Source organism: Limnohabitans sp. MMS-10A-178 (genome assembly GCF_003063375.1).
In the GTDB taxonomy this organism is placed as follows: domain Bacteria; phylum Pseudomonadota; class Gammaproteobacteria; order Burkholderiales; family Burkholderiaceae_C; genus Limnohabitans_A.
Window position 1 is genome coordinate 40,093 of sequence record NZ_NERY01000004.1, and the last position, 21,166, is coordinate 61,258.

Consider the following 21,166-nt stretch of genomic DNA (forward strand, 5'->3'; position numbering starts at 1 on the left):
CTTGTGACCAAACGCTTAAACTAAATTATGGGCGGTCACAACAAGCGCAGTTCCTGCAAGTTGTCTGAATTTTTGAGAATTTTTCCTAAATTTTCAAATTTATTCCCTTACAGAAGAGCGGCGCACCCCCAAATACGGGTGGGTTTGATTTCACGCTTCCCCCTTTTTCAGTGTTCAGAACCTGGCCATTTGGATCCAATTGCAAGCGCGCACCAGCGCTGGCTCGTATCCAATGTGTTGCTCTGTACACACCAATTTTTTAGCTTATTAGATGATTCATACGATTACTTTTGAAAATAACCCCGTCACCGTGGGAAAATACCGCATTGCCGCTTGTCCGCGTGCATTGCCCTGTGGCCGCTTTGCGGCGCAGGTGTCGGTGGCCAGCGGGCGTGGCAGTGCCAGTACCGACAGGGTGATGTGTTTTACCAACGACTTCGCCACCCGCGATGCTGCAGCCAGCTTCGCGCTGGCACAAGGTTTAGATTGGGTGCGTTCAACCACGCAGGCCCACTAAGCCACCCTGAGAACTTGAAAGGAAAAAATGGCGAAAGAAGATTTGATCGAACAGATGGGCGTTGTGAACGAGGTTTTACCTGACACACGTTTTCGTGTGACCTTGGACAACGGGCACCAGTTGATCGCTTACTCAGCAGGCAAGATGCGCAAGAATCACATTCGCATTTTGGCGGGCGACCGCGTCACCCTTGAGTTGTCACCCTACGACCTCACCAAAGGCCGTATCAGCTTCCGTCACTTGGCAGGCCGCCCACCGGCAGCGCCTCGCACGCCTCGCACCCCTTCACGTTAAGGGTAGGTGCCGCACTGTGGTGCGCCTAAGCCCTAAACTAAGCCCTAGTCCCTAGTCCCTAGGCTTTAGGTCTTCATCAAGGCAATGGCCGCCACTCTGGCTTCATGTATTTTTTCGCCAACAGCAGGGCCCGAGAGGCCCTGTTTTTGCGCCTGCTCGGCAATGCCAGCAGTGGCCACAGACAAAGCTGCCTTCAGAACTTCTTGCAACTTGGTGCTTGGCTCATAGGCCTGATTCTCAAATCCCTTTCGACCCCTTGCATCGCACTCACAAGCCAGCAAAATGTCGGTCATGCGCTCAGGTTTTCGAATGGCGTCGCACCTTTCCAACAAGCGCAAGAGGGCTGCAGGATTCAAATCTTGGCTGCGGTGAATGTTGCCATGTTCACGCGCCACCACCTCAGACAACTCTTTGCATTCAACGGGAATGCGAAGTCGCTCACACACTTGCAGAAGCAATTTGACACTGCGTTGTTCGTGGGCAATGTGCCGCGGCCACTCCTCTTTGGTTGTGGTGCCTTTGCCCAAGTCGTGCATGAGGCAAGCTACGCGCACGGGCAGCGAGGCATTGAGCTTGGCGCTCATGTCTAGCACCATCATGAGGTGAATACCCGTGTCTATTTCTGGATGGTATTCAGCGCGTTGTGGCACGCCCCAAAGTCGCTGAACTTCTGGCAATAAAACCTTCAAAGCGCCACACTCTTTGAGCACTTCAAACATGCGCGAGGGCTTGGGTGTCATGAGACCTTTGGCCAATTCTTGCCAAACACGCTCGGGCACCAAGTGTTCAACTTCGCCTGCTTGCACCATGTCTTGCATGAGCTGCATGGTTTCTGGGGCCACTTGAAAATCTGGAAAACGAGCCGCAAAGCGAGCCACGCGCAAGATGCGCACAGGGTCTTCGCGAAAGGCGCTTGTAACGTGCCGCAGTGTTTTGTTTTTCAGATCTTGCAGACCTTGATAGGGGTCGATGGCGTGATGTTCAAAGAGCTGGCCAATCTCTGCTTCAGAGGCTTCAAAGAATGCCTGGGTGTACTGTTCTGGCAAGGCCATGGCGTTGATGGTGAGGTCACGCCTTGCCAAGTCTTCTTCAAGAGTCACTTCGGGCGAGGCATGCACCGTAAAGCCTTTGTAGCCTGGCGCAGTTTTGCGTTCGGTGCGGGCCAGCGCATATTCTTCGCGCGATGAGGGATGCAAAAAAACGGGAAAGTCTTTGCCTACTGTGGTGTAGCCCCGCTTGGACATTTCTTCTGGCGTGCCCCCAACCACCACCCAGTCTTTGTCTTTGACCGATTGGTTTAAAAGGGCGTCGCGTATGGCACCGCCAACGCTGAAGATTTGCAAGCTAGGCATTCAAGGCTTAGTGCGAAAGGGTTCTTCAAAATCAATGAAGTCATTTTCTGCCAAAGCGTCGTCAATCCAAGCCTTGACACCAGGCATGGCGCACAAACGATCGATGTAGGCCTGCGTCTCTTTGGAGACGGGCAAGGCATAGGTTTTGATGCGCATGACCACGGGCGCAAAGTAAGCATCGGGAATGCTGAACTCGCCAAAGAGCATGGGGCCCTTGTGGGCTTGAAGCAGCGAAGAAAACAAACTGTCGATGCGCTTTAAATCTTGGCGCACGGCCTCTTTGTCGCGCAGCGCAAGTGCACCAATCTCAGGGAGATAGGCATCAATGTTCATGGGGCAAGCGCTTCGAATGCCGGCAAAGCCGCTGTGCATTTCGGCGCAGATGCTGCGGGCTCTGGCGCGGTCGGCCACTTTGGCAGGCCAGAGTTGTTTGTCGGGAAATTTTTCGGCAGCGTACTCAGCAATAGACAGTGTGTCCCAGACGGCCAGGTCGCCATCAACCAACACGGGCACTTTGCCCACAGGGTTGATGTCTTTCAAGGTTTGCTTGAACCTAGACTGCGCATCAAACCCATCAAAGCGCACCATGACTTCTTCAAAATCAATGCCCGCTTGCTTGAGCATGACCCAAGGGCGCATTGACCAAGAAGAATAATTTTTGTTGGCAATGTAGAGCTTCATCAACGTCCTTTGGCGCGCAATGCGTTCAGTTTAGTACAAGGATCTTGTTGCCCCAAGTAGGTGGGCGCAATGCTGCTCACCGCTGCCGCTTGAATACCCAAGTCTTGCAAGCCCAGCGCTTGACCCGAGGCCACGTTATCTACCTTCATGGAGTCGAGATTGTCGCGGCTCATGAGGGGCTGACCTGGCGCCAACTCCATGAGAAATGCTTGAACCCAAGCAAGGGTGCGCGGAATGCCAAATACCCAACGGCCTTTGCCTTGTCTGATGCCAGCCCACTGGCCAGACTTTTGAACCAATTGCTGCAGCGTGAAAACTTCTGGCCCACAAAGCTCATAGGTTTTGCCAGCGGTGTCTGCATGCAACACACAATGCGCAACGGCGCTGGCCACATCCTCCACCCACACCGCTTGGAAGCGTGTGCTGGCGCCCGCCAAAGGCACCACGGGGGTCAGTTGTTGCAGCTTGGCAAACAGGTTTAAAAATTTGTCTTCGGTTCCAAAAATGACGCTGGGCTGAAGCACAGTGAGTTCAAGCCCTGCTTGCTTGAGAACCTCCTCGCCGCGCGCTTTGCTGCGTTGGTAGTGCGATGGCCCGTTGAGGCTGGCGCCCAAAGCACTGATGTGAATGAGACGGCGTGCACCACTGGCCTGACAGGCTTTGGCGATGATTTGCGCCAACTGCACATGGGCCATTTCAAAGGCCGCTTCAGAGCCATGCAAAATGGCAATGAGGTTAATCACCACATCATGTTGCGCCATCTGATGGGTGAGGAATGATGGGTTGTACACATCGCCCTCAAGCACCGTAACATGCGGCAAACTTTGGATGGCGCTGGCTTGCTTGGCGCGCCGCGTGATGACAGTGATGTTGCAGCCGATACGGTGAAGCTTTTCACACACATGCCGGCCCACAAAACCAGTGCCGCCCAGAATCAATACGCGTTTTGTTGAAAGAGTCATGACAATCCTTGAATGGCTAAAACTTGAGCATCGCCATCGCGCCGAATAAAGCCCCAAAGGGCTTCATACGGCTACAAAACTGCGCGCTGCAAAATTATATTTGCGTGGGGTTGGCCAGCCATTGTGTGGCCAACTCAACCCAATAGGTGCCGCCCAAGGGAATGAGGTCGTCGTTGAAGTCGTAGCTGGGGTTGTGCAACATGCAAGGGCCTGCGCCATGACCCATTTCGCGGTGCGAGCCATCGCCATTGGCAATGAAGCAATAAGCGCCGGGTTTGGCTTGCAACATGAACGAGAAGTCTTCAGCGCCCATGGTGGGCTCTTGCGTCATCACATTGTCTTTGCCCACAATGCCTTCCATCACTTTGCGGGCAAAGTTGGCCTCGGCTGCGCTGTTGATGGTAGGTGGGTAGTTGCGGTTGAAATGGAACTCGGGCTTGGCATCGAAAGCCGCACACAGGTTTTCTGTAATTTGCTTCATGCGCGACTCAATGAGGTCGAGCACTTCAATGCTGAACGTGCGCACAGTGCCTTGAATGACGCAGAAGTCGGGCACCACGTTGGTGGCTTCGCCTGCGTTGATCATGGTGACCGAAATAACGCCAGCATCGACTGGTTTTTTGTTGCGGGTGATGATGGTTTGGAAAGCCTGAACCAGTTGGCAAGCCACGGGCACAGGGTCGACGCCATTGTGGGGCAGCGCTGCATGGCTGCCTTTGCCGCGAATGGTAATTTTAAATTCGTTGCTGGACGCCATAACAGGGCCAGGGCTGACAGCAAAGGTGCCCACCTGGGCGCCTGGCCAGTTGTGCATGCCAAACACGGCCTGCATGGGGAATTTTTCAAACATGCCGTCTTTGATCATTTCACGCGCACCACCACCGCCTTCTTCGGCAGGTTGGAAAATGAGGTACACGGTGCCATCGAAGTCGCGGTTTTTGGAGAAGTGCTTGGCAGCCGCCAAAAGCATGGCGGTGTGGCCATCGTGGCCGCAAGCGTGCATCTTGCCGGCGTGCTTGCTGGCATGCGCAAAGGTGTTGAACTCTTGCATGGGCAAGGCGTCAATATCGGCTCTGAGGCCTATTCCTCGGCCGCATGCGCCGCCATCTCGGCCGTGCACAATGCCAACGACACCGGTGGTGCCCATGCCGCGGTGAATGGGGATGCCCCAGTCTGTGAGCTGCTTGGCCACCACATCGGCGGTGCGAACTTCTTTGAAGCACAGCTCGGGGTGCGCATGGATGTCTTTGCGAATGGCCGCAATGCTGGCCGCGTCTGTGAGGATGGAGTCGATGATTTTCATAACAACAGTCTAGCGAGACTCGTGCCATTGCGCTACACCCCTTTTGCACTTGGGGGACATTTGGCTTTAGGGTTATCCCCAAAAATGTCCCTCTTAAATTGTCCCTCTTAGAATGAAGCCATGACAAATACTGTGTTTGAAAAAAATGCCGTGGTGCGTGGTTTGTGTCCGCACGACTGCCCCGATACCTGTGCCTTGCTCACCACGGTGGAAAACGGCCGCGCCGTGAAGGTGCAGGGCAACCCCGATCACAAGCACACCCAAGGGGTGTTGTGCACCAAAGTGTCGCGCTACACCGAGCGAACTTACAGCCCCGAGCGCCTTATGTTTCCCTTGAAACGCTCCGGCCCCAAGGGCTCAGGGCAATTTGTGCGCGTAACTTGGGAAGAGGCCATTGCCGACATTGCAGCCAAACTCAAAGTGGTGGCGGCCGACCAAGCCGAGGCCATCTTGCCCTACAGCTATGCTGGCACCATGGGCTGGGTTCAGGGGGAGGCCATGGCATCGCGGTTTTTCCACAAACTGGGCGCCTCTTTGCTAGACCGCACCATTTGTGCGTCTGCCGGAGGTGAGGGCCTGGTTTACACGCTGGGCGGCAAGTTTGGCATGCAGACTGAGTTCTTCTCGGAGTCCAATTTGATTGTGATTTGGGGCAGCAACTCGATTTCCAGCAATGTGCACTTTTGGCGGCGTGCCCAAGAAGCCAAGCGCCAGGGCGCCAAGCTGATTTGCATCGACCCCCGCCACAGCGAAACCGCTGAAAAATGCCATGTGCACCTGCCCATCAAACCGGGCACCGATGCTGCCTTGGCCCTGGCCATCATGCGCGAGTTGGTGGTCAACAATTGGCTCGATGCCGACTACATTGAGCAATACACATTGGGCTGGGATGCATTGCGCGAACGTGCCATGACCTGGACCTTGGAGCGGGCCGCAGAAGTGTGTGGCATTGAGGCAGAACAAATTCGCGCCTTGGCCAAAGACTGGGGCACCACGCCTAAAGCCGCCATTCGTTTGAACTATGGCATGCAACGTGTGAAAGGCGGCGCCAATGCCGTGCGCGCCATTGCGTGCTTGCCCGCTTTAACCGGTGCTTGGCGCGACCGAGCCGGCGGCTTGTTGCTCAGCAGTTCGAGCAATTTCAAAGTGAACAAACAAGATTTGCATCGCCCCGATTTATTGGGCGCGCGCCGTCCTCGCATGTTGAACATGTCGACCATTGGCAATGACTTGAACAACCCGGGCAACGCAACTTGGGGCCCGCAAGTGAAGGCTCTGTTGGTCTACAACAGCAACCCATTGGCCGTGGCGCCGCAGTCGAGCATGGTGGCAAAAGGTTTTGCGCGCGAAGACTTGTTCACGGTGGTCATGGAGCATTTTCAAACCGATACGGCCGACTATGCCGACTACGTGTTGCCAGCCACCACACAGATGGAACACTGGGATGTGCAGGGCAGTTATGGCCACACCGATGTGTTGCTCAACCGACCCGCCATTGAGCCCGTGGGCGAGGCCAAATCGAACAGCGAAATTTTTAGACTGCTGGCCAAGGCCATGGGTTTTAACGAGCCTTGTTTCAGTGAAGACGACCTAAGCCTGTGCCGCACAGCCGTAGGCTCAGAAATTGATTTTGAAGCGTTGTTGGCACATGGTTTTGTGGCTTTGAATGTGCCCGATGCACCCTTTGCGCAAGGCGCCTTTCCGACGCCGTCGGGTCGTTGCGAATTTGTGAGCGAGCGTTTGGCAGCGCAGGGCCTAGACCCCTTGCCAAATCACATTCCAAATTATGAAGTGCCAGCTGCAGGCGATCGCTATCCCTTGGCCATGATTTCGCCGCCTGCGCGAAATTTTTTGAACTCCACTTTTGTCAATGTGGAAAGTTTGCGCGCCATCGAAAAAGAGCCTTTGGTGGAAATCAGTTTGATAGATGCTGCAGCGCGTGGAATTTCTACGGGAGATACCGTCAAGGTGTTCAACGACCGCGGCGAATACCACTGCAAAGCCGATGTGAGTGTGCGCGCCAGACCCGGCGTGGTCAATGGCCTGGGCATTTGGTGGCGCAAAATGGGCTTGAATGGCACCAACGTGAATGAAGTCACCAGTCAGTTGCTCACCGATTTAGGTCGAGCACCTGTGTTTTACGATTGCCAAGTTGAAGTGGCACTCCTCCAGAAAGCTTAAACAAAATGGCCGAAATTTTGATTCAACGCGCGCACACCTTGGGCATGGAAAAAGCCCGAACCATTGCCGCAAAGTGGCAACAAGAAGCGCAAGACGATTGGGGCATGGACTGCACGTATGTGGCCAACGAAACCAATGAACAGGGTGAGTTGCAAGACCGCCTGAACTTCGAACGCGCTGGCGCTTCGGGCTATTTAGAAGTGACTGCGACTCAACTTACCATGAAGCTCGAGCTCGGTTTTTTGATGGCGTCTTTCAAAGACAAAATCGAAGAAAAAATCACTGGCAATTTAGACAAACTGTTGGCTTGAAAAAATAAATGGGGTCAAATAAATGGGGTCAGATCAACATTAATTTTCTGTGACTCAAAGAGGCCTATGCGCTAAGTAAATTAATGTTGATCTGACCCCATTTATTTGACCCCATTTATTTTTTAAGGAAGATCTGTATTTTCCTCACGGGCCTGCGCATTGCGAGGTCCTACAGTGCCTAGTCTGGCCTTCAAAGATTGAGGCTGCCCAGTGATGATGGCGGCGTAATTGGTGGTGTTGGACAAAACCTTTTTCACGTAGTCGCGGGTTTCGGTGAAGGGAATGTTTTCGGCCCAAATAGCGGCTTCCAAAACGGGTCCTTTGCGCCAGTTGCGTGATCGGCTGGGGCCAGCGTTGTAGGCGGCTGCGGCCAAGGGCATCGAGCCGTCAAACTCATCGAGAACCAACTTGAGGTAGCCGGTGCCGATGGCCACATTAATTTCTTGATCGTTGATTTGTTGGGGCTGGAAATTTGTCAGGCCAATTTTCTTGGCTGTCCATTTGGCGGTGGCTGGCATGACCTGCATCAAGCCTGATGCGCCCACCACCGATCTGGCGTCCATGATGAAGCGGCTTTCTTGCCTGATCAAACCGTAAACATAAGCAGGATCGAGTTGCACATCCTTTGATTTTCGAAGCACGGTTTCTTTGAGGGGCATGGGAAACCGTTGGTCAAAATCAATTTGTGTTTTGGTGCGGTCGCTGGTGTTGATGCAGCGGTCCCACACTTGCTTGCTGCAAGCGAAGTCTGCAGCGGCCAACAACTCGCGCTCACTCATGCCGCCCGGGGTGTGCAGGTTGGTGGTGTAGTTCCACTCCCTGTTGCCTTCTGATCTGAGGCCTAAGCTCAAAGCCGTTAGGGCGCGTTGAAGGCCTGCGTTTTGGGCGGCCGCTGTCTTTTCTGGCTGCGTTAGAGCTGCTGGTTTGGCGGGTACTGTAATGGCTTGGCCAAGTTCTTCCATGGCCAGTTGTTCGTAGAAGCCTTTGACGCCCGCAATGCTTTGAAGCGCTGCGGTGGCTTCTGTGCGCACTGGGTCTGTGGCGGCGGACGTGGTGCCCGCGCTGGCAGCCAACTGACCTCTGGCTTTCCAATAAATCCAGGTAGGGTCTTGCTTGGCGTTGTCCATGGCATCGACGGCAGAGATCACCGCTTTCCAATCACCGTTTCTCAAAGCAGCACGCGTTTTCCAAATGAGCAAGTCGTCGTTCAAGTCTTGGTTGCGTGAAACTTTGTTGAAGTAGCTGTGTGCGTTGTCTTGGAGTTTTTGCGCAGCTTGTTTGCCAATGACTGCCCAAACCCAGTTGTGCTCTTCTTTGGTGAGCATCAGACCCCATTTTTTTTCGATCAGCTGTGCGGCCTTGTCGGGGTCGGCATTGGCCACGCGAATGAGGGCCAAGACCGCGAGTTCTTTGCGCCTTTTGGTAATGGCCAAAATGTGCTTGTCCAAATATTTTTGGGGTTCGGCATGAATCAAGATGGCCTGTTTGCCCATCTCACTCGATTCAATGTTGAGGGCCAGTTGGGCTACACGGGGACGGTTGCTGTCCATGGCCAAGCGGGCTTTGCGCCAGACATCCAAGGAGTCAATTCTTTTCAGGTCGTGCAGTTTGTCTGCCGTGTAAGTGCAGCCATCTTCGGTGTCTCTGAAGGCATACCAAAGTCGCTTGAGTTCGGCGGGTGTTTCTGGCTTGGAAAGGAGCGGCTCGTTGGCTAAAGCGTAGCAGCGCACCTCTCGATCGTCGTTCATGCGAAAACGGGGGTACTCTTGTGCGAAGGTGGACCACTCGCCTTGCCGGCCCAACTGCAACAACCAGTCGTTGCGCAAACGGTCTTCGGCATAGGTGCCAGCGTATTGCGACAAAAATTGTTGAATTTCTGAGTCACTGGCTTGGTCTAGCCTCACCCTGAGCTCCCAATAAGCGGCCCAGGGTTCTAAGGTGTGGCCTTTGGCTCTGGGCAGGAGCCTTGTCAGTTGGCCTTTGTCGTTCTTTTTAAAGGCCTGATTCATGTCCAAAATGACCTCATCTGCCTTGTTTGTGGCATTTGTTTGGCCCACGGCAGGGCTCATGAGGGACAAAATGAGGACGGAAGCCCCAAGCGATGTCAAAATCTGTGTGAATTGCATAGGTCGATTATGGACAAATCAGAAGCCAAAAAACAAATTCGCCAAGACTTGTTGAACGCCCGCCTCAATATGGCAGATCGCCAACAACGGATTGATGCCCTTCAGCGCGTGATGCGCATTTGGTTGTTTGGCCGCCCCGAGCTGGTCATTGGTGCGTATTGGCCCATCAAAGGCGAGTTTGATCCTTTGCCCGCGCTGCACCGTTGGAAAGAAGATGGCGAGCTCACAGGGGAGGCGCAATTGCGCCGCATTGGCTTGCCCGTGGTGGACAAAGTGAACAAAACCCTCACCTTCCATGCGTGGTACCCCGGGTGTCCCATGGAAGAGGATGCATATGGCATTCCCAAACCCAAGGACACCGAAGTCATTGTGCCTACTTTGTTGTTTGTACCTTGCGTGGGTTACACCGCAGGGGGGTATCGCTTGGGTTATGGCGGTGGTTTTTACGATCGCACTTTGGCCTCTTTGCAGCCCAAGCCCTTCACAGTGGGGCTGGGTTTTACCAACGCCTATGTAGACGATTTTGAACCCGAGCCCCACGACGTGCCGCTAGATGCCATCTTGAATGACAATGGTGCGGTTTGGCCCGTGGGCTAACGTCTTTTAAAGTAGTTTTATGGCAAGACCGAAATCCGCCACGCACGACATCAAGCGCGATGCCATTTTGGACATTGCGGCGCAGTGCTTTGCCGATCGCAGCTACCCCGCTGCCAGCATGAATGAAATTGCCACGGCGTGTGGCACGTCCAAGGCGCGGCTGTATCACTATTACGATAGCAAAGAGGCCATTTTGTTTGACCTCATGGATCGTTACACGCAGCGTTTGTTGTCCCTGATTGCCTTAACCGACGCTACTGCCCAGCGTCGCAATTTGGACGACCGTGCTGCATTGCATGAGCTCATTCGCGCGTTTTTGCAGGAGTACGAAAGTTCGGCCACGCGCCATGTGGCCTTGCTCAACGACACGCAATTTTTGAGTGATGTACCCGATGAACATTTGGGTTCGCCCGCAATTTCGCCGCGCGAACTCATTTTGAATCGCCAACGCGATGTGGTGGCCGCCGTCACACGTGCTTTGCGCCGTGCCTATCCCAATCGCTTGAACGCCTCTAATCAAACCGCCATCACCATGATGTTGTTCGGTATGATCAACTGGACCTTTACCTGGCTTCGCCCCGGCGGCCCCATCTCGTATGTGGCCTTCGCGGATGAAGTCATTGCCCTTCTGGAGAAGGGTTTGAATTAATTTAATTGGGGTCAGATCAAGATTAATTTGATCAATCAAATTAATCTTGATCTGACCCCAATTAAATTAATTTATCACCGGAGAAGAAACATGAACCAACCTACCAAAGCATTTGCATCGCAAGCCGACCTAGCAGACAAGGTCATCAAGTTTGAGCAGCTTAGCAAGCACTGCTGGGCTTACACGGCTGAGGGTGATCCCAACTCGGGCGTGATCATTGGTGACAAGTTCATCATGGTGAGCGATGCCACGGCCACACCCAGCATGGCGCGTGATTTGATCAAGCAAATTCGAACCATTAGCGACAAGCCCATCAAGTATGTGTTGCTCACGCACTATCACGCTGTGCGCGTTCTGGGTGCCAGTGCTTATGCGGCTGAGGGCGCCACAGAAGTGATTGCCAGCCAAGGCACCTACGAGCTCATCGTGGAGCGCGGCGCGCAAGACATGAAGAGCGAAATGGAGCGCTTTCCTCGTTTGTTCCGCGGTGCTGAAGAAGTGCCTGGCCTCACATGGCCCACCATGGTGATTGGCGGCGGTGATGCCACCAAGGGTGAAGTGCCTGGCAAATTGGTAATCGATTTAGGCGGCGTGAAAGTCCAAATCTGGAGCCCAGGTTATGGCCACACGCGCGGTGACACCATTGCTTGGGTGGAAGAAGAAAAAGTTTTGTTCTCCGGCGATTTGGTGGAATACGAAGCGGGTGTGTACACCGGCGATGCGCAACTCGAAGAGTGGCCAGCCACCTTAGAGGCCTTACGCGCCTTAAAAGCCGAAGCCATCGTGCCAGGCCGTGGTGAGGCCATGAAGGGCCAAGCCAATGTGAACAAGGCCTTGGACTACACCAAGCGCTGGGTGGAAACATTGTTCAATGCAGGCAAAGAAGCTGTTGCGGGCAAGATGGATTTGAAAGCCGCCATGGCCCACACCCGCAAAAGCATGGACCCTGTGTTTGGTCATGTGTTCATCTACGAACACTGCTTGCCCTTTGATGTGACCCGCGCTTACGACGAAGCCTCCGGCATCAAAAACCCCCGCATCTGGACCGCAGAGCGCGACATCGACATGTGGAAAGCCCTCCAGGACTGAAAACAAATGGGGTCAGATCAACATTAATTTCCAATCAGTGAGAGCTAAAGGCAAGGGGGGCTTCCTCATACTGGAGTACCAGAAATCGTTCAGCCCCCCTTGCCTTTAGCTCTCACTGATTGACCAAATTAATGTTGATCTGACCCCATTTGTTTCCCCCCAATTAAAGTTTCATGAGTTCGCGCACATCGGTTTCGTAGTCTTTGAGTTTGCGCTGCGCTTTCAAGCGTTGGGCTGGGGTCATGGTGTTGTGGAGTTGCGCTAAATTTTGACAAGCTTGCTGCTCTAACTGAAGCTGCTTAGACAACTCAGTGCCATCTTTGGGCCTGACCGATTGCAAAATCAGTGTCTGCAAAGCGGTCTCGACTTGCGCTATTGACATGGCCGGTTTGGTCATTTCGGACGACATTGCTTGCAGCGCATTCAACTGATCTTGCTGGCGCTTAAGTCGCTGCTGAAAGCCCCACTCTGGGGTCCAAGCGGACTGTGAAAATTGTTGCCGCAAAACTTGTCTTTGCTCTGAATTCAAATCGCCATAAAACGAGCTAAAGCGGTCTGCTGCCATATCGACTCGCTTTTTCAATCGCGCATCGGGCGTGCCTTGAAGCCACTTCTTTTTCCAGTCCTCGTTGCGAGAGGCCCACTCTTTTTCTAAATGCTTGAACTGCTTGGCGCTCAATTGGGACACCACGGGTGCTGCCAAACGACTGCCTTCCTGAACGACCGCTTCAATGCGAACTTGAGCGCCCTCCCAAATTTTGCAGGCTTGTTCAGGAGTGATGTTTTGAGTTGCCAGTGCTTGGGCTTGCACCAGCAATTCGGCAATGGCCGGCAACTCTTCTTTGCGGTGCCAAGCCTGAAGTTTGTTGAGCGCAGCCTTGGCTTGGGGGCCTTGGGCATCGCTGAAGTCAATGTAACTGTCTAACCACCAAGAGGCGATATCGGGTAGCTTGTTGTAGCCTAAGCGAACGGCACTGCATCCCGTGAAAATGACGCTCATCGACACGGCCACCACAGAAGCCGCGATAATTCGGTACCCATAGGATAATTTCGACATGCAGGAAACCTCAGTTAATCAATCCACATTTTCGCTCGAACGGCCGCTGGACGTGGTTGTCATGGCCGCTGGTAAGGGTACTCGAATGAAAAGCCGCCTGCCCAAGGTTTTGCAACGTTTGGCAGGAAAACCTTTGTTAGGCCATGTGCTGGGCACAGCGGCCCAACTGAAAGCCCGTTCTGCGGTGGTGATCACGGGCCACGGCGCAGCAGAAGTTGAAGCTGCCGTAGCCAAAACATCGGGTGATTTGGCCATCAAATTTGTGCGGCAAGAACCCCAATTGGGCACTGGCCACGCCGTGCAACAAACGGTGCCTGAACTGGTCGACGACGGTTTGGTGGTGGTGTTGTCTGGCGATGTGCCCCTTACCCAAACCGACACGCTCAAGGCTTTGATCGCGTGCGTGCGCGAAGGCGCAGCGACTACCGATCGTTTGGCTTTGCTCACCCTCGACATGCCCAACCCCACAGGCTATGGCCGCATTGTGCGCAATGCGCAAGGCGATCACGTGCTGGCCATCGTGGAGCAAAAAGATGCCAGCCCAGAGCAACTCCAAATTCGAGAGGTGTACAGCGGCATCATGGCCGTGCCCGCCAAGCAACTCAAAACCTGGCTGGCCAAACTAGACAACAACAATGCCCAAGGTGAGTACTACCTCACCGATGTGGTTAAGTGGGCTGTGGCCGATGGCGTGAAGGTGGTGGCGCATCGCATTCAAGACGAATTGCAAGTGACGGGCGTTAACAGCCCCCAACAACTGGCTCAGTTAGAGCGCGCTTATCAGCTCAAAAATGCCAACGAATTGATGCTGCAAGGCGTGCGCCTTGCCGACCCAGCGCGCTTGGATGTGCGCGGTGAATTGCACTGCGAAGCCGATGTCGAAATTGATGTGAACTGTGTGTTTGAAGGCCAAGTTCATTTGGGCGAAGGTGTGCGCATTGGCCCCAACTGCGTCATTGCCAATGCGCGCATAGCCGCGGGTGCCGTGATTCACGCCTTCACGCACATCGATGGTGAAAAGCTAGGTGTCATGGTGGGCGAGGGCTCTTTGATTGGTCCCTTTGCGCGGCTGAGGCCCGGTGCAGATTTGGCCGCTGAAGTGCACATTGGCAATTTTGTGGAAGTTAAAAATTCCACCATGGCCAAAGGCGCCAAAGCCAATCATTTGGCTTACTTGGGCGATGCCACGGTGGGCGAGCGCGTGAACTACGGCGCCGGCAGCATCACGGCCAACTACGACGGTGCCAACAAACACCGCACCGTGATTGAAAACGATGTGCACATTGGCAGCAACTGCGTGCTCATTGCCCCTGTCACCATTGGTGCGGGCGGCACAGTGGGCGGGGGCTCGGCCATTTCAAAAAGCACCGAGCCTGGCGCATTGAGTGTGGCGCGCGGCAGGCAAACCAGCATTGCCAATTGGCAAAGGCCCCAAAAAACTCCTAAGGCCAAATAACAGCTGGCCATTGAACTTCAAGCACTTGGCAAGCTGAGTTCAGTGCCAAACTTGGCGCGCTTGAGGCTGAAGAATGCTTTGACGTTTCGCACATTGGCATCTTGTGTGAGCAATTTTTGGGTGAGCGCCAAATAGGCCGGCATGTCTGCCGTTTGCACCACCAGCACAAAGTCGGGCCCGGGTGAGACACGCCAGCATTGCTGAACCGCGGGCTCTTGCACAGCACGTGTTTCGAATGCTTGTAGCCATTCTTCGCCCTGTTTGTCGAGGCTGACTTCAATCAAAGCGGAGAGGCCGTGGCCCAAGTACTGTCCCAATTTGTTGGCCGACAAAATGGCCACTTGCTTTTCAATCCAGCCTTCTTGTTGCAAGCGCTTGGTTCTGCGCAGGCAGGTGGGCGCGGAAATGTGCAACTTTTCGGCCAAGGCTACGTTGTTGAGGCTGGCATCGGCTTGCAAAAGGGCCAGCAACTTGAGGTCGGTGGCGTCTAGATAGTCAGCTGAAATTGGAGATGGACTGGTCATGGTGATGCGATTAATTTCAAATAAATTAGATTAAAGAAATAATAATTCAAATTTAATAATTTATGAAATTTAAATTCATTTAAGTGAATAAAATTTAAACTAATTTCATTATAAGAAGCATAAGATCCTGCCACATTCAAATTGAAGGATTGGCTTATGTGCGGCATTGTTGGTGCAGTTTCCGATAGAAACATCGTCCCCATTTTGGTTCAAGGCTTGCAGCGCTTGGAATATCGCGGCTACGACTCATGCGGCGTAGCCATTCATGAGGCCAGCCTCAAACGCGGGCAGGGCGGACTCAAGCGGGCACGCAGTACCTCGCGCGTGTCTGAACTCATGAGCCAAATTGAAACCGATCATTTGGCCAGCGGCACCGGCATTGCGCACACCCGCTGGGCCACGCACGGCGCCCCAGCTGTGCACAATGCACACCCTCACTTCAGCTCAGGCCCTGGCAGTTTGGCCTCCTTGGAGAACAAACCAGGCCGTGTGGCTTTGGTGCACAACGGCATCATTGAAAACCACGACGAATTGCGCGCGCAGTTGCAAGCCAAGGGCTATGTGTTCACCAGCCAAACCGACACCGAGGTGATCTCGCATTGGGTCGACAGTGTGTATGACGGCGATTTGTTTGACGCAGTGAAGCGCACCGTGTTGGAGCTGAAAGGCGCTTACGCCATTGCTGTTTTTCACAAAGACGAACCCCAACGTGTGGTGGGTGCACGCGCAGGCTCGCCGCTCATTTTGGGCGTGGGCACATCGCACCACGAAAACTTTTTGGCCAGCGATGCCATGGCCCTTGCAGGCGTGACCGATCAAATTGTGTATCTCGAAGAGGGCGACTTGGTCGACATTCAACTGGGCAAGTATTGGATTGAAGACCGCAACCATCAGCGTGTGGAGCGTCCGGTCAAAACCGTTCATGCGCACAGCGGTGCTGCCGAGTTAGGGCCATACAGGCATTACATGCAGAAAGAAATTTTTGAGCAACCACGCGCCATTGCAGACACTTTGGAAGGCCTCGAGCACATCGTGCCCGAGTTGTTTGATGGTGTGAGTGGTGTGAGTGGTGGCGCCAATTCAGCCAGTGCTTACAAAGTTTTCAAAGAAATTGACAATGTGTTGATCTTGGCTTGTGGCACCAGTTATTACAGTGGCTGCGTGGCCAAGTATTGGCTGGAATCCCTGGCACAAATACCTTGCCAAGTGGAAATTGCCAGCGAATACCGCTACAGAGATTCAGTGCCCAACCCCAAAACTTTGGTGGTGACCATCACGCAATCGGGCGAAACCGCAGACACCTTGGCGGCATTGCGCCATGCGCAAAGTTTGGGCATGCACCACACACTCACCATTTGCAACGTGGCCACTTCGGCCATGGTGCGCGAGTGCAAGTTGGCATACGTCACACGTGCAGGAACTGAAATTGGCGTGGCTTCTACCAAGGCTTTCACTACGCAATTAGCAGGATTGTTTTTACTCACCTTGGCTTTGGCGCAAAGCAAAGGCCGTTTGAGTGAACAAGAAGAAGCCATGCATTTAAAGGACATGCGTCACCTGCCTGCTGCTTTGCAAGCTGTGTTGGCGCTTGAGCCACAAATCATCAGCTGGTCGCAAGAGTTTGCGTCGAAAGAAAACGCCTTGTTCTTAGGCCGTGGCACGCATTACCCCATTGCACTAGAAGGTGCATTGAAGTTGAAAGAGATTACCTACATTCATGCCGAAGCTTATGCAGCCGGTGAACTCAAGCATGGTCCTTTGGCCCTGGTAACCAGTGAGATGCCAATGGTGACGGTTGCACCCAACGATGTACTTTTGGAAAAGCTCAAAAGCAATATTCAAGAAGTTCGGGCGCGAGGTGGTGTGTTGTATGTGTTGGCCGATGGCGACACCAAGATTGAAAGCAGTGAAGGTGTGAACGTCATTCGCATGCCGGAGCACTACGGTGTGTTGTCGCCCATTCTTCACGTGGTGCCTCTGCAACTCTTGGCTTATCACACAGCTTGTGCGCGGGGCACGGATGTAGACAAGCCGCGCAATTTGGCTAAGAGTGTGACGGTGGAATAAAAATAATGTTGATCTGACCCCAATTATTTAAACAGCAAATTTGACACGCAATGGACCTAGGGTATTTAGTGATCAACTTCAATGTAGAACTGGTGGCGGCCATGGCCATGTTTGCTTTTGTGACTTCTGTCACGCCGGGGCCTAACAACATGATGCTTTTGGCCTCTGGGGTTAACTTTGGCGTGAAACGCACTTTGCCGCACTGGCTGGGTGTGTCGCTGGGCCACTTTGTGATGTTGCTGCTGGTCGGTGCAGGTTTGGAAAGTTTGTTGAAGGCTTACCCTTTTGTGTACCAAGTGATGAAAGTGGTGGGTTTTGCTTACCTGCTCTATTTAGCATGGGGCGTGGCACGCAGTGGGGCGCCACAGCGCAATGGCGAGGAAGCCGCACAGCCCATCACATTTTTGGGTGCTGCAGCTTTTCAGTGGGTCAATCCCAAAGCCTGGATCATGTCCATTGGCTATTTCAGCAACTACATGCCCACCGATGCATCTCTCACTTTTGTGGTGCTAACGTGTTTCATGTTCAGCGCCATCAATTTTCCCAGCGTGGGTTTGTGGGTTTGGCTTGGTGCCAAACTAGAGCGTTACTTGCAACACATTACGGTGCGCAGGGTGTTCAATGGCACCATGGCTGTTTTGCTTGTTGCATCCATGGTGCCTGTCTTGATGATCTAAAGCGAATCAATAAAGAGGCGGCGACAACAGCCGTAAGCCAATCGAAACCCATCTTTGCGCTGGGTTTGATGACGAACCCCAAATATTTCCCAAGGTTGCATCGATTTGAACGCGCTGAGGAACAACCCAAATCCTCAGGCCAAGCTGATACTTGGTGCTTTGTTTGGCTTCACCATAGGTTTCTAGAATGCCAGTAATCTGGCTGTTGATGGGTTGCTCTAAAGCCATGCCCCAAGTTTTGGCGCCATAGCCTTGCGACTGGTGCTGAATCCAACCTGCATTGAAGTGGGCAAAACGGTCGTGGCCCATTGACCATGTGACAGGGACGTTGAGGTAAACATCATTGACGCTCTCAGATGAAGCGTGCCCAGCATGCTGAAGCGTTCCCAATGTGCTGGACAAGCCCCAATCACCGGGCTCCAAGACGCGCCATCTTTTCTTGGCTTGAATCAAATGATATTGACTGGCGGGCAAGTGGGTATCCGATTGAAAATTGGCGCCCGCAGAAATTTCTGTGTCGCCAAAAAAATTGCAACCCGGCACGGCCCAACGCTCAATGCTTGAGCTTGATTTCTTCACCCAACTTTCAAGCTGGCAGCTTTTGGGGTCGACCACATTGGCATCGTCGGTATTGAGGGGTCGTGCTGCATGCGCTTGGCCCAAGGCCCCTGCCAAAGAAATGAACAAGCCTGAAAAAATCAATGGAGACCAAGAATTTTTCATGCTGGTTGATTTTAAAAACGCAATCCAGCTGAAATGCGTTGTTGATTGTTGTCTGAAAAGTTCACTTTTTGTTCTTTGGCCCATTTGACAAATTGGTTGCCATGGTCGTAGCTGATAGAAATGCCATTGCCTTTGACAGGATCCGAGTTTTGAGTGAGCCTGCCGGACTTGTGTGACACATCAATGACCAAGCGTTGAGCGTTGTCTATTTTCCAACGCCACGTAGCATGCGTCACGATTTGTCCTGTGTTCAAGCGATTGTCTTTGACAGAGAACAAATTCAAGGTGTGGTCCTTGATCATCTTGGTACCCACTCCAATGACATAAGAGTCATTCGGGTCAAAGGTCAAGTTGTAATACTCTTTCAAATTGGTTCTGCCCAAGCCCGTGATGAGGTAAGTGGGCCCGCCAATTTGCAAGTTGACAGACGTGCCTACAAATCCTTTGGAGGCCAGTTGCACTGAGGGCACGATTTGTCCCCAAGAAAAATCGATGTTGTATTCGTAGCCCCATCTCGTTTGCTGGAAGTCATTGCCGCGAACATATTGGCCAATCCAAGTGGTTTGGTTGCCCAAGTTGCCTCGCAAGTTGACATCGGCTGCGGTAGCTTCATTTTGGGTGGCATACAGAGAAGGCGTAAGCTTGAACGCCCATGTGGGCTCAGCATCAGCATCTTTTGCAGAAGCCATGTTGCAGGTGCCCATGAGCGCAGTAAATATTAGCGAAGTGTTCATGGCCAAACCTAGGACCATGTTGAACGAGGGCTGTGAATTCATGTTGACTCCTGAGTGAGTTTGAGCGCCAAAGCTTCTGCAATCTTAATCCCATCCACACCGGCCGACAAAATGCCGCCCGCATAACTGGCGCCTTCACCCGCAGGGTACAGGCCCTGTGTGTTCAAACTTTGGAAATTTTCACCCCGTGTCATTTTGAGGGGTGAAGAGGTGCGAGTTTCAACGCCCGTAAGCAAGGCATCCTTCATGTCATAACCCTTGATCTTGCGACCAAACACCGGCAAGGCTTCGCGCATGGCTTCAATGGCATAGGGCGGTAGCACAGCAGCCAAATCGCCCAGGCTCACACCAGGTTTGTAAGAAGGCACCACTTCACCAAATTCTTTGGAGGCACGTGCCTCTAAAAAATCACCAAGCAACTGACCGGGTGCTGTGTAGTTTTCACCACCTGCCACGAAGGCTTTCGATTCCAGTGTTCTTTGTAACACAATGCCCGACAAAGGGTGATAGGCCTTGGGTGTTTGCCGCGCCATGGCTTGCGCTTGGGCGGCCCATTTCAAGCCATCTGCTTCGCCAAAGGCTGCTTGCCACGATGCCACATCAAGCGGGTAATCTGACGGATCGATGGCCACCACCATGCCGGCATTGGCATTGCGCTCGTTGCGTGAGTATTGGCTCATGCCATTGGTGACCACGCGGCCGGCTTCACTGGTGGCTGCCACCACGGCGCCGCCGGGGCACATGCAAAAGCTGTAAACGGCTCGGCCGTTTTGAGCGTGGTGCACCAGTTTGTAATCGGCTGCCCCTAACAAAGGGTGGCCTGCGTGACGGCCCCAGCGGGCCGCATCGATCACGCTTTGCGGATGTTCAATGCGCACGCCCACCGAAAAGGCTTTGGCCTCCATGTAAACACCGCGCTCGTAAAGCAAGGTGAAGGTGTCGCGAGAGCTGTGTCCCAATGCGAGTACCACATGGCGTGCAGCCAAGTGTGAGCGTGCACCTGTGTTGCGATCTTCAATGTGCACGCCTGTGACTTGCCGCCCAGAAGCGGTGGTTTCAATGTCCAAATCAACCACGCGTTGCTCAAAGCGAACTTCACCGCCCATGGCAATGATTTGCTCGCGCAAATTTTCCACCACCTTGACCAATTTGAAGGTGCCGATGTGAGGGTGAGCCGCAAACAAAATATCGCTGGGCGCGCCGGCTTTTACAAACTCGTTCATGACCTTGCGGCCCAAATGGCGTGGGTCTTTGATTTGGCTATAGAGCTTGCCATCTGAAAAAGTGCCAGCACCGCCTTCGCCAAACTGCACATTGCTTTCGGGCTTGAGTGTTTGCTTGCGCCACAAGCCCCAGGTGTCTTTGGTGCGCTGGCGCACGGGGCTGCCGCGTTCAATCACTATGGGTTTGAAACCCATTTGTGCCAAGCAAAGCGCTGCAAAAATACCGCAAGGCCCAAAGCCCACCACCACGGGCCGCTCGCCTTCTTGCAAACCAAAGTGAGCTGGCGCATGAGCTGGCGCTTGCCAGCTCATGTTAGGGGTGGGTTGAATGTGGGGATGCTTTGGAAACCTAGCCAAGAGTGGTGCTTCTGAAGCAGCGTCTTTGAGGGAGAGATCTACTATGAACACCGCCAACAAATCTGCTTTGCGTGCATCAAAGCTGCGCTTGAAAACATTCAGTTGGTCGATGGCCTGCGCATCAATGCCCAGGGCAATGGCGGCCAGTTGGCGCAAAGCTTCCTCGGGGTGGGGAGGGGGCGTGCGATCTTCGTCGGTTTCGGCGGGTGCATCCGCTGCGCGGCGAACTTCAACCGGCAATGCGGTCAGGGGCAGTTTGAGTTCTGAAATTCGAATCATGGCTGGC

20 protein-coding genes are annotated in these 21,166 nt (G+C 53.5%); 10 read left to right on the top strand and 10 right to left on the bottom strand.

What is annotated here, in order from left to right; genetic code table 11:
• The first annotated feature begins 271 nt into the window (after positions 1-271).
• A complete protein-coding gene (locus B9Z32_RS13380; RefSeq protein ID WP_108421945.1) occupies positions 272-517 on the top strand; it encodes a hypothetical protein in 246 nt (81 codons plus the stop codon).
• Between the two features lie 27 nt (positions 518-544).
• Positions 545-811, top strand: coding sequence for a translation initiation factor IF-1 (infA, locus tag B9Z32_RS13385; RefSeq protein ID WP_055361682.1), 267 nt, complete (start codon positions 545-547; stop codon positions 809-811).
• 65 nt (positions 812-876) lie between these two features.
• On the opposite strand, the gene B9Z32_RS13390 is transcribed toward infA, so the two are convergent.
• The 4 genes from B9Z32_RS13390 to B9Z32_RS13405 form a co-directional block, all read right to left on the bottom strand.
• Positions 877-2,154: a multifunctional CCA addition/repair protein gene (locus B9Z32_RS13390; protein WP_108422068.1), complete on the bottom strand. Its 1,278-nt coding sequence runs from the start codon at positions 2,152-2,154 to the stop codon at positions 877-879.
• A gap of 9 nt (positions 2,155-2,163) precedes the next feature.
• The gene (locus B9Z32_RS13395) at positions 2,164-2,847 is read right to left on the bottom strand and encodes a glutathione S-transferase family protein (RefSeq protein ID WP_108421946.1); all 684 of its coding nucleotides are present in this window, start codon (positions 2,845-2,847) and stop codon (positions 2,164-2,166) included.
• Positions 2,844-3,806 (bottom strand): complex I NDUFA9 subunit family protein, encoded by a 963-nt coding sequence (locus B9Z32_RS13400; RefSeq protein WP_108421947.1) that lies wholly within the window; start codon positions 3,804-3,806, stop codon positions 2,844-2,846. Before B9Z32_RS13400 ends, B9Z32_RS13395 begins: the two co-directional genes overlap by 4 nt.
• A 94-nt stretch (positions 3,807-3,900) precedes the next feature.
• Positions 3,901-5,109 (bottom strand): M20 aminoacylase family protein, encoded by a 1,209-nt coding sequence (locus B9Z32_RS13405; RefSeq protein WP_108421948.1) that lies wholly within the window; start codon positions 5,107-5,109, stop codon positions 3,901-3,903.
• 120 nt (positions 5,110-5,229) lie between these two features.
• Between B9Z32_RS13405 and B9Z32_RS13410 the strand changes: the two genes are divergently transcribed.
• Both B9Z32_RS13410 and B9Z32_RS13415 read left to right on the top strand, forming a co-directional pair.
• Entirely contained in the window at positions 5,230-7,290 is a 2,061-nt protein-coding gene (locus B9Z32_RS13410) for a molybdopterin-dependent oxidoreductase (RefSeq protein ID WP_108421949.1), read from the top strand.
• A gap of 5 nt (positions 7,291-7,295) precedes the next feature.
• Complete coding sequence (locus B9Z32_RS13415; RefSeq protein ID WP_108421950.1) at positions 7,296-7,601, top strand: polyhydroxyalkanoic acid system family protein; 306 nt, start codon at positions 7,296-7,298, stop codon at positions 7,599-7,601.
• A gap of 122 nt (positions 7,602-7,723) precedes the next feature.
• On the opposite strand, the gene B9Z32_RS13420 is transcribed toward B9Z32_RS13415, so the two are convergent.
• Positions 7,724-9,727, bottom strand: coding sequence for a lytic transglycosylase domain-containing protein (locus B9Z32_RS13420; protein WP_108421951.1), 2,004 nt, complete (start codon positions 9,725-9,727; stop codon positions 7,724-7,726).
• Between the two features lie 9 nt (positions 9,728-9,736).
• Here B9Z32_RS13420 and B9Z32_RS13425 point away from each other — a divergent pair, with 9 nt between their 5' ends.
• The 3 genes from B9Z32_RS13425 to B9Z32_RS13435 all read left to right on the top strand — a co-directional run bounded on the left by B9Z32_RS13425 (position 9,737) and on the right by B9Z32_RS13435 (position 12,062).
• A complete protein-coding gene (locus B9Z32_RS13425) occupies positions 9,737-10,324 on the top strand; it encodes a 5-formyltetrahydrofolate cyclo-ligase (RefSeq protein ID WP_108421952.1) in 588 nt (195 codons plus the stop codon).
• A 19-nt stretch (positions 10,325-10,343) separates the two neighbouring features.
• Positions 10,344-10,973: a TetR/AcrR family transcriptional regulator gene (locus B9Z32_RS13430; protein ID WP_108421953.1), complete on the top strand. Its 630-nt coding sequence runs from the start codon at positions 10,344-10,346 to the stop codon at positions 10,971-10,973.
• A 90-nt stretch (positions 10,974-11,063) separates the two neighbouring features.
• Positions 11,064-12,062, top strand: a complete 999-nt coding sequence (locus B9Z32_RS13435) for an MBL fold metallo-hydrolase (protein WP_108421954.1) — start codon at positions 11,064-11,066, stop codon at positions 12,060-12,062.
• 163 nt (positions 12,063-12,225) lie between these two features.
• Here B9Z32_RS13435 and B9Z32_RS13440 read toward each other — a convergent pair whose 3' ends face one another.
• Positions 12,226-13,119 (bottom strand): DUF6279 family lipoprotein, encoded by an 894-nt coding sequence (locus tag B9Z32_RS13440; RefSeq protein WP_108421955.1) that lies wholly within the window; start codon positions 13,117-13,119, stop codon positions 12,226-12,228.
• On the opposite strand from B9Z32_RS13440, the gene glmU reads away from it, so the two are divergent.
• A complete protein-coding gene (gene glmU, locus B9Z32_RS13445) occupies positions 13,118-14,575 on the top strand; it encodes a bifunctional UDP-N-acetylglucosamine diphosphorylase/glucosamine-1-phosphate N-acetyltransferase GlmU (RefSeq protein ID WP_233248325.1) in 1,458 nt (485 codons plus the stop codon). The two genes, B9Z32_RS13440 and glmU, sit on opposite strands and share 2 nt — an antisense overlap.
• Before the next feature lie 17 nt (positions 14,576-14,592).
• Here the strand turns inward: glmU and B9Z32_RS13450 are convergent, their stop codons facing one another.
• Positions 14,593-15,099, bottom strand: a complete 507-nt coding sequence (locus B9Z32_RS13450; protein WP_108421956.1) for an Lrp/AsnC family transcriptional regulator — start codon at positions 15,097-15,099, stop codon at positions 14,593-14,595.
• A 156-nt stretch (positions 15,100-15,255) separates the two neighbouring features.
• Here B9Z32_RS13450 and glmS point away from each other — a divergent pair, with 156 nt between their 5' ends.
• Positions 15,256-17,166 carry a glutamine--fructose-6-phosphate transaminase (isomerizing) gene (gene glmS, locus B9Z32_RS13455; protein WP_108421957.1) on the top strand — a complete coding sequence of 637 codons (1,911 nt, stop codon included), beginning with the start codon at positions 15,256-15,258 and terminating at the stop codon, positions 17,164-17,166.
• Positions 17,167-17,234: 68 nt separating this feature from the next.
• Complete coding sequence (locus tag B9Z32_RS13460) at positions 17,235-17,843, top strand: LysE family translocator (protein WP_233248326.1); 609 nt, start codon at positions 17,235-17,237, stop codon at positions 17,841-17,843.
• Positions 17,844-17,849: 6 nt separating this feature from the next.
• Here the strand turns inward: B9Z32_RS13460 and B9Z32_RS13465 are convergent, their stop codons facing one another.
• From B9Z32_RS13465 to B9Z32_RS13475, 3 genes are read right to left on the bottom strand one after another with little or no spacing between them, the layout of a single operon-like run.
• Positions 17,850-18,566 (bottom strand): hypothetical protein, encoded by a 717-nt coding sequence (locus B9Z32_RS13465; RefSeq protein ID WP_108421959.1) that lies wholly within the window; start codon positions 18,564-18,566, stop codon positions 17,850-17,852.
• Between the two features lie 11 nt (positions 18,567-18,577).
• Complete coding sequence (locus tag B9Z32_RS13470; protein WP_108421960.1) at positions 18,578-19,342, bottom strand: hypothetical protein; 765 nt, start codon at positions 19,340-19,342, stop codon at positions 18,578-18,580.
• A complete protein-coding gene (locus tag B9Z32_RS13475; RefSeq protein WP_108421961.1) occupies positions 19,339-21,159 on the bottom strand; it encodes an NAD(P)/FAD-dependent oxidoreductase in 1,821 nt (606 codons plus the stop codon). The genes B9Z32_RS13470 and B9Z32_RS13475 overlap by 4 nt, the downstream gene beginning before the upstream one ends.
• Positions 21,160-21,166: the final 7 nt, after the last annotated feature.

What these genes read in the sequence shown, in the direction of transcription:
- B9Z32_RS13410 (WP_108421949.1), top strand. Translation starts at nt 5,230, where the DNA reads ATGACAAATACTGTGTTTGAAAAAAATGCCGTGGTGCGTGGTTTGTGT.
- B9Z32_RS13380 (WP_108421945.1), top strand. Translation starts at nt 272, where the DNA reads ATGATTCATACGATTACTTTTGAAAATAACCCCGTCACCGTGGGAAAA.
- B9Z32_RS13405 (WP_108421948.1), bottom strand. Translation starts at nt 5,109, where the DNA reads ATGAAAATCATCGACTCCATCCTCACAGACGCGGCCAGCATTGCGGCC.
- B9Z32_RS13470 (WP_108421960.1), bottom strand. Translation starts at nt 19,342, where the DNA reads ATGAATTCACAGCCCTCGTTCAACATGGTCCTAGGTTTGGCCATGAAC.
- B9Z32_RS13425 (WP_108421952.1), top strand. Translation starts at nt 9,737, where the DNA reads ATGGACAAATCAGAAGCCAAAAAACAAATTCGCCAAGACTTGTTGAAC.
- B9Z32_RS13415 (WP_108421950.1), top strand. Translation starts at nt 7,296, where the DNA reads ATGGCCGAAATTTTGATTCAACGCGCGCACACCTTGGGCATGGAAAAA.
- glmS (WP_108421957.1), top strand. Translation starts at nt 15,256, where the DNA reads ATGTGCGGCATTGTTGGTGCAGTTTCCGATAGAAACATCGTCCCCATT.
- B9Z32_RS13475 (WP_108421961.1), bottom strand. Translation starts at nt 21,159, where the DNA reads ATGATTCGAATTTCAGAACTCAAACTGCCCCTGACCGCATTGCCGGTT.
- B9Z32_RS13430 (WP_108421953.1), top strand. Translation starts at nt 10,344, where the DNA reads ATGGCAAGACCGAAATCCGCCACGCACGACATCAAGCGCGATGCCATT.
- B9Z32_RS13420 (WP_108421951.1), bottom strand. Translation starts at nt 9,727, where the DNA reads ATGCAATTCACACAGATTTTGACATCGCTTGGGGCTTCCGTCCTCATT.
- B9Z32_RS13465 (WP_108421959.1), bottom strand. Translation starts at nt 18,566, where the DNA reads ATGAAAAATTCTTGGTCTCCATTGATTTTTTCAGGCTTGTTCATTTCT.
- B9Z32_RS13400 (WP_108421947.1), bottom strand. Translation starts at nt 3,806, where the DNA reads ATGACTCTTTCAACAAAACGCGTATTGATTCTGGGCGGCACTGGTTTT.
- B9Z32_RS13435 (WP_108421954.1), top strand. Translation starts at nt 11,064, where the DNA reads ATGAACCAACCTACCAAAGCATTTGCATCGCAAGCCGACCTAGCAGAC.
- glmU (WP_233248325.1), top strand. Translation starts at nt 13,118, where the DNA reads ATGCAGGAAACCTCAGTTAATCAATCCACATTTTCGCTCGAACGGCCG.
- B9Z32_RS13450 (WP_108421956.1), bottom strand. Translation starts at nt 15,099, where the DNA reads ATGACCAGTCCATCTCCAATTTCAGCTGACTATCTAGACGCCACCGAC.
- infA (WP_055361682.1), top strand. Translation starts at nt 545, where the DNA reads ATGGCGAAAGAAGATTTGATCGAACAGATGGGCGTTGTGAACGAGGTT.
- B9Z32_RS13440 (WP_108421955.1), bottom strand. Translation starts at nt 13,119, where the DNA reads ATGTCGAAATTATCCTATGGGTACCGAATTATCGCGGCTTCTGTGGTG.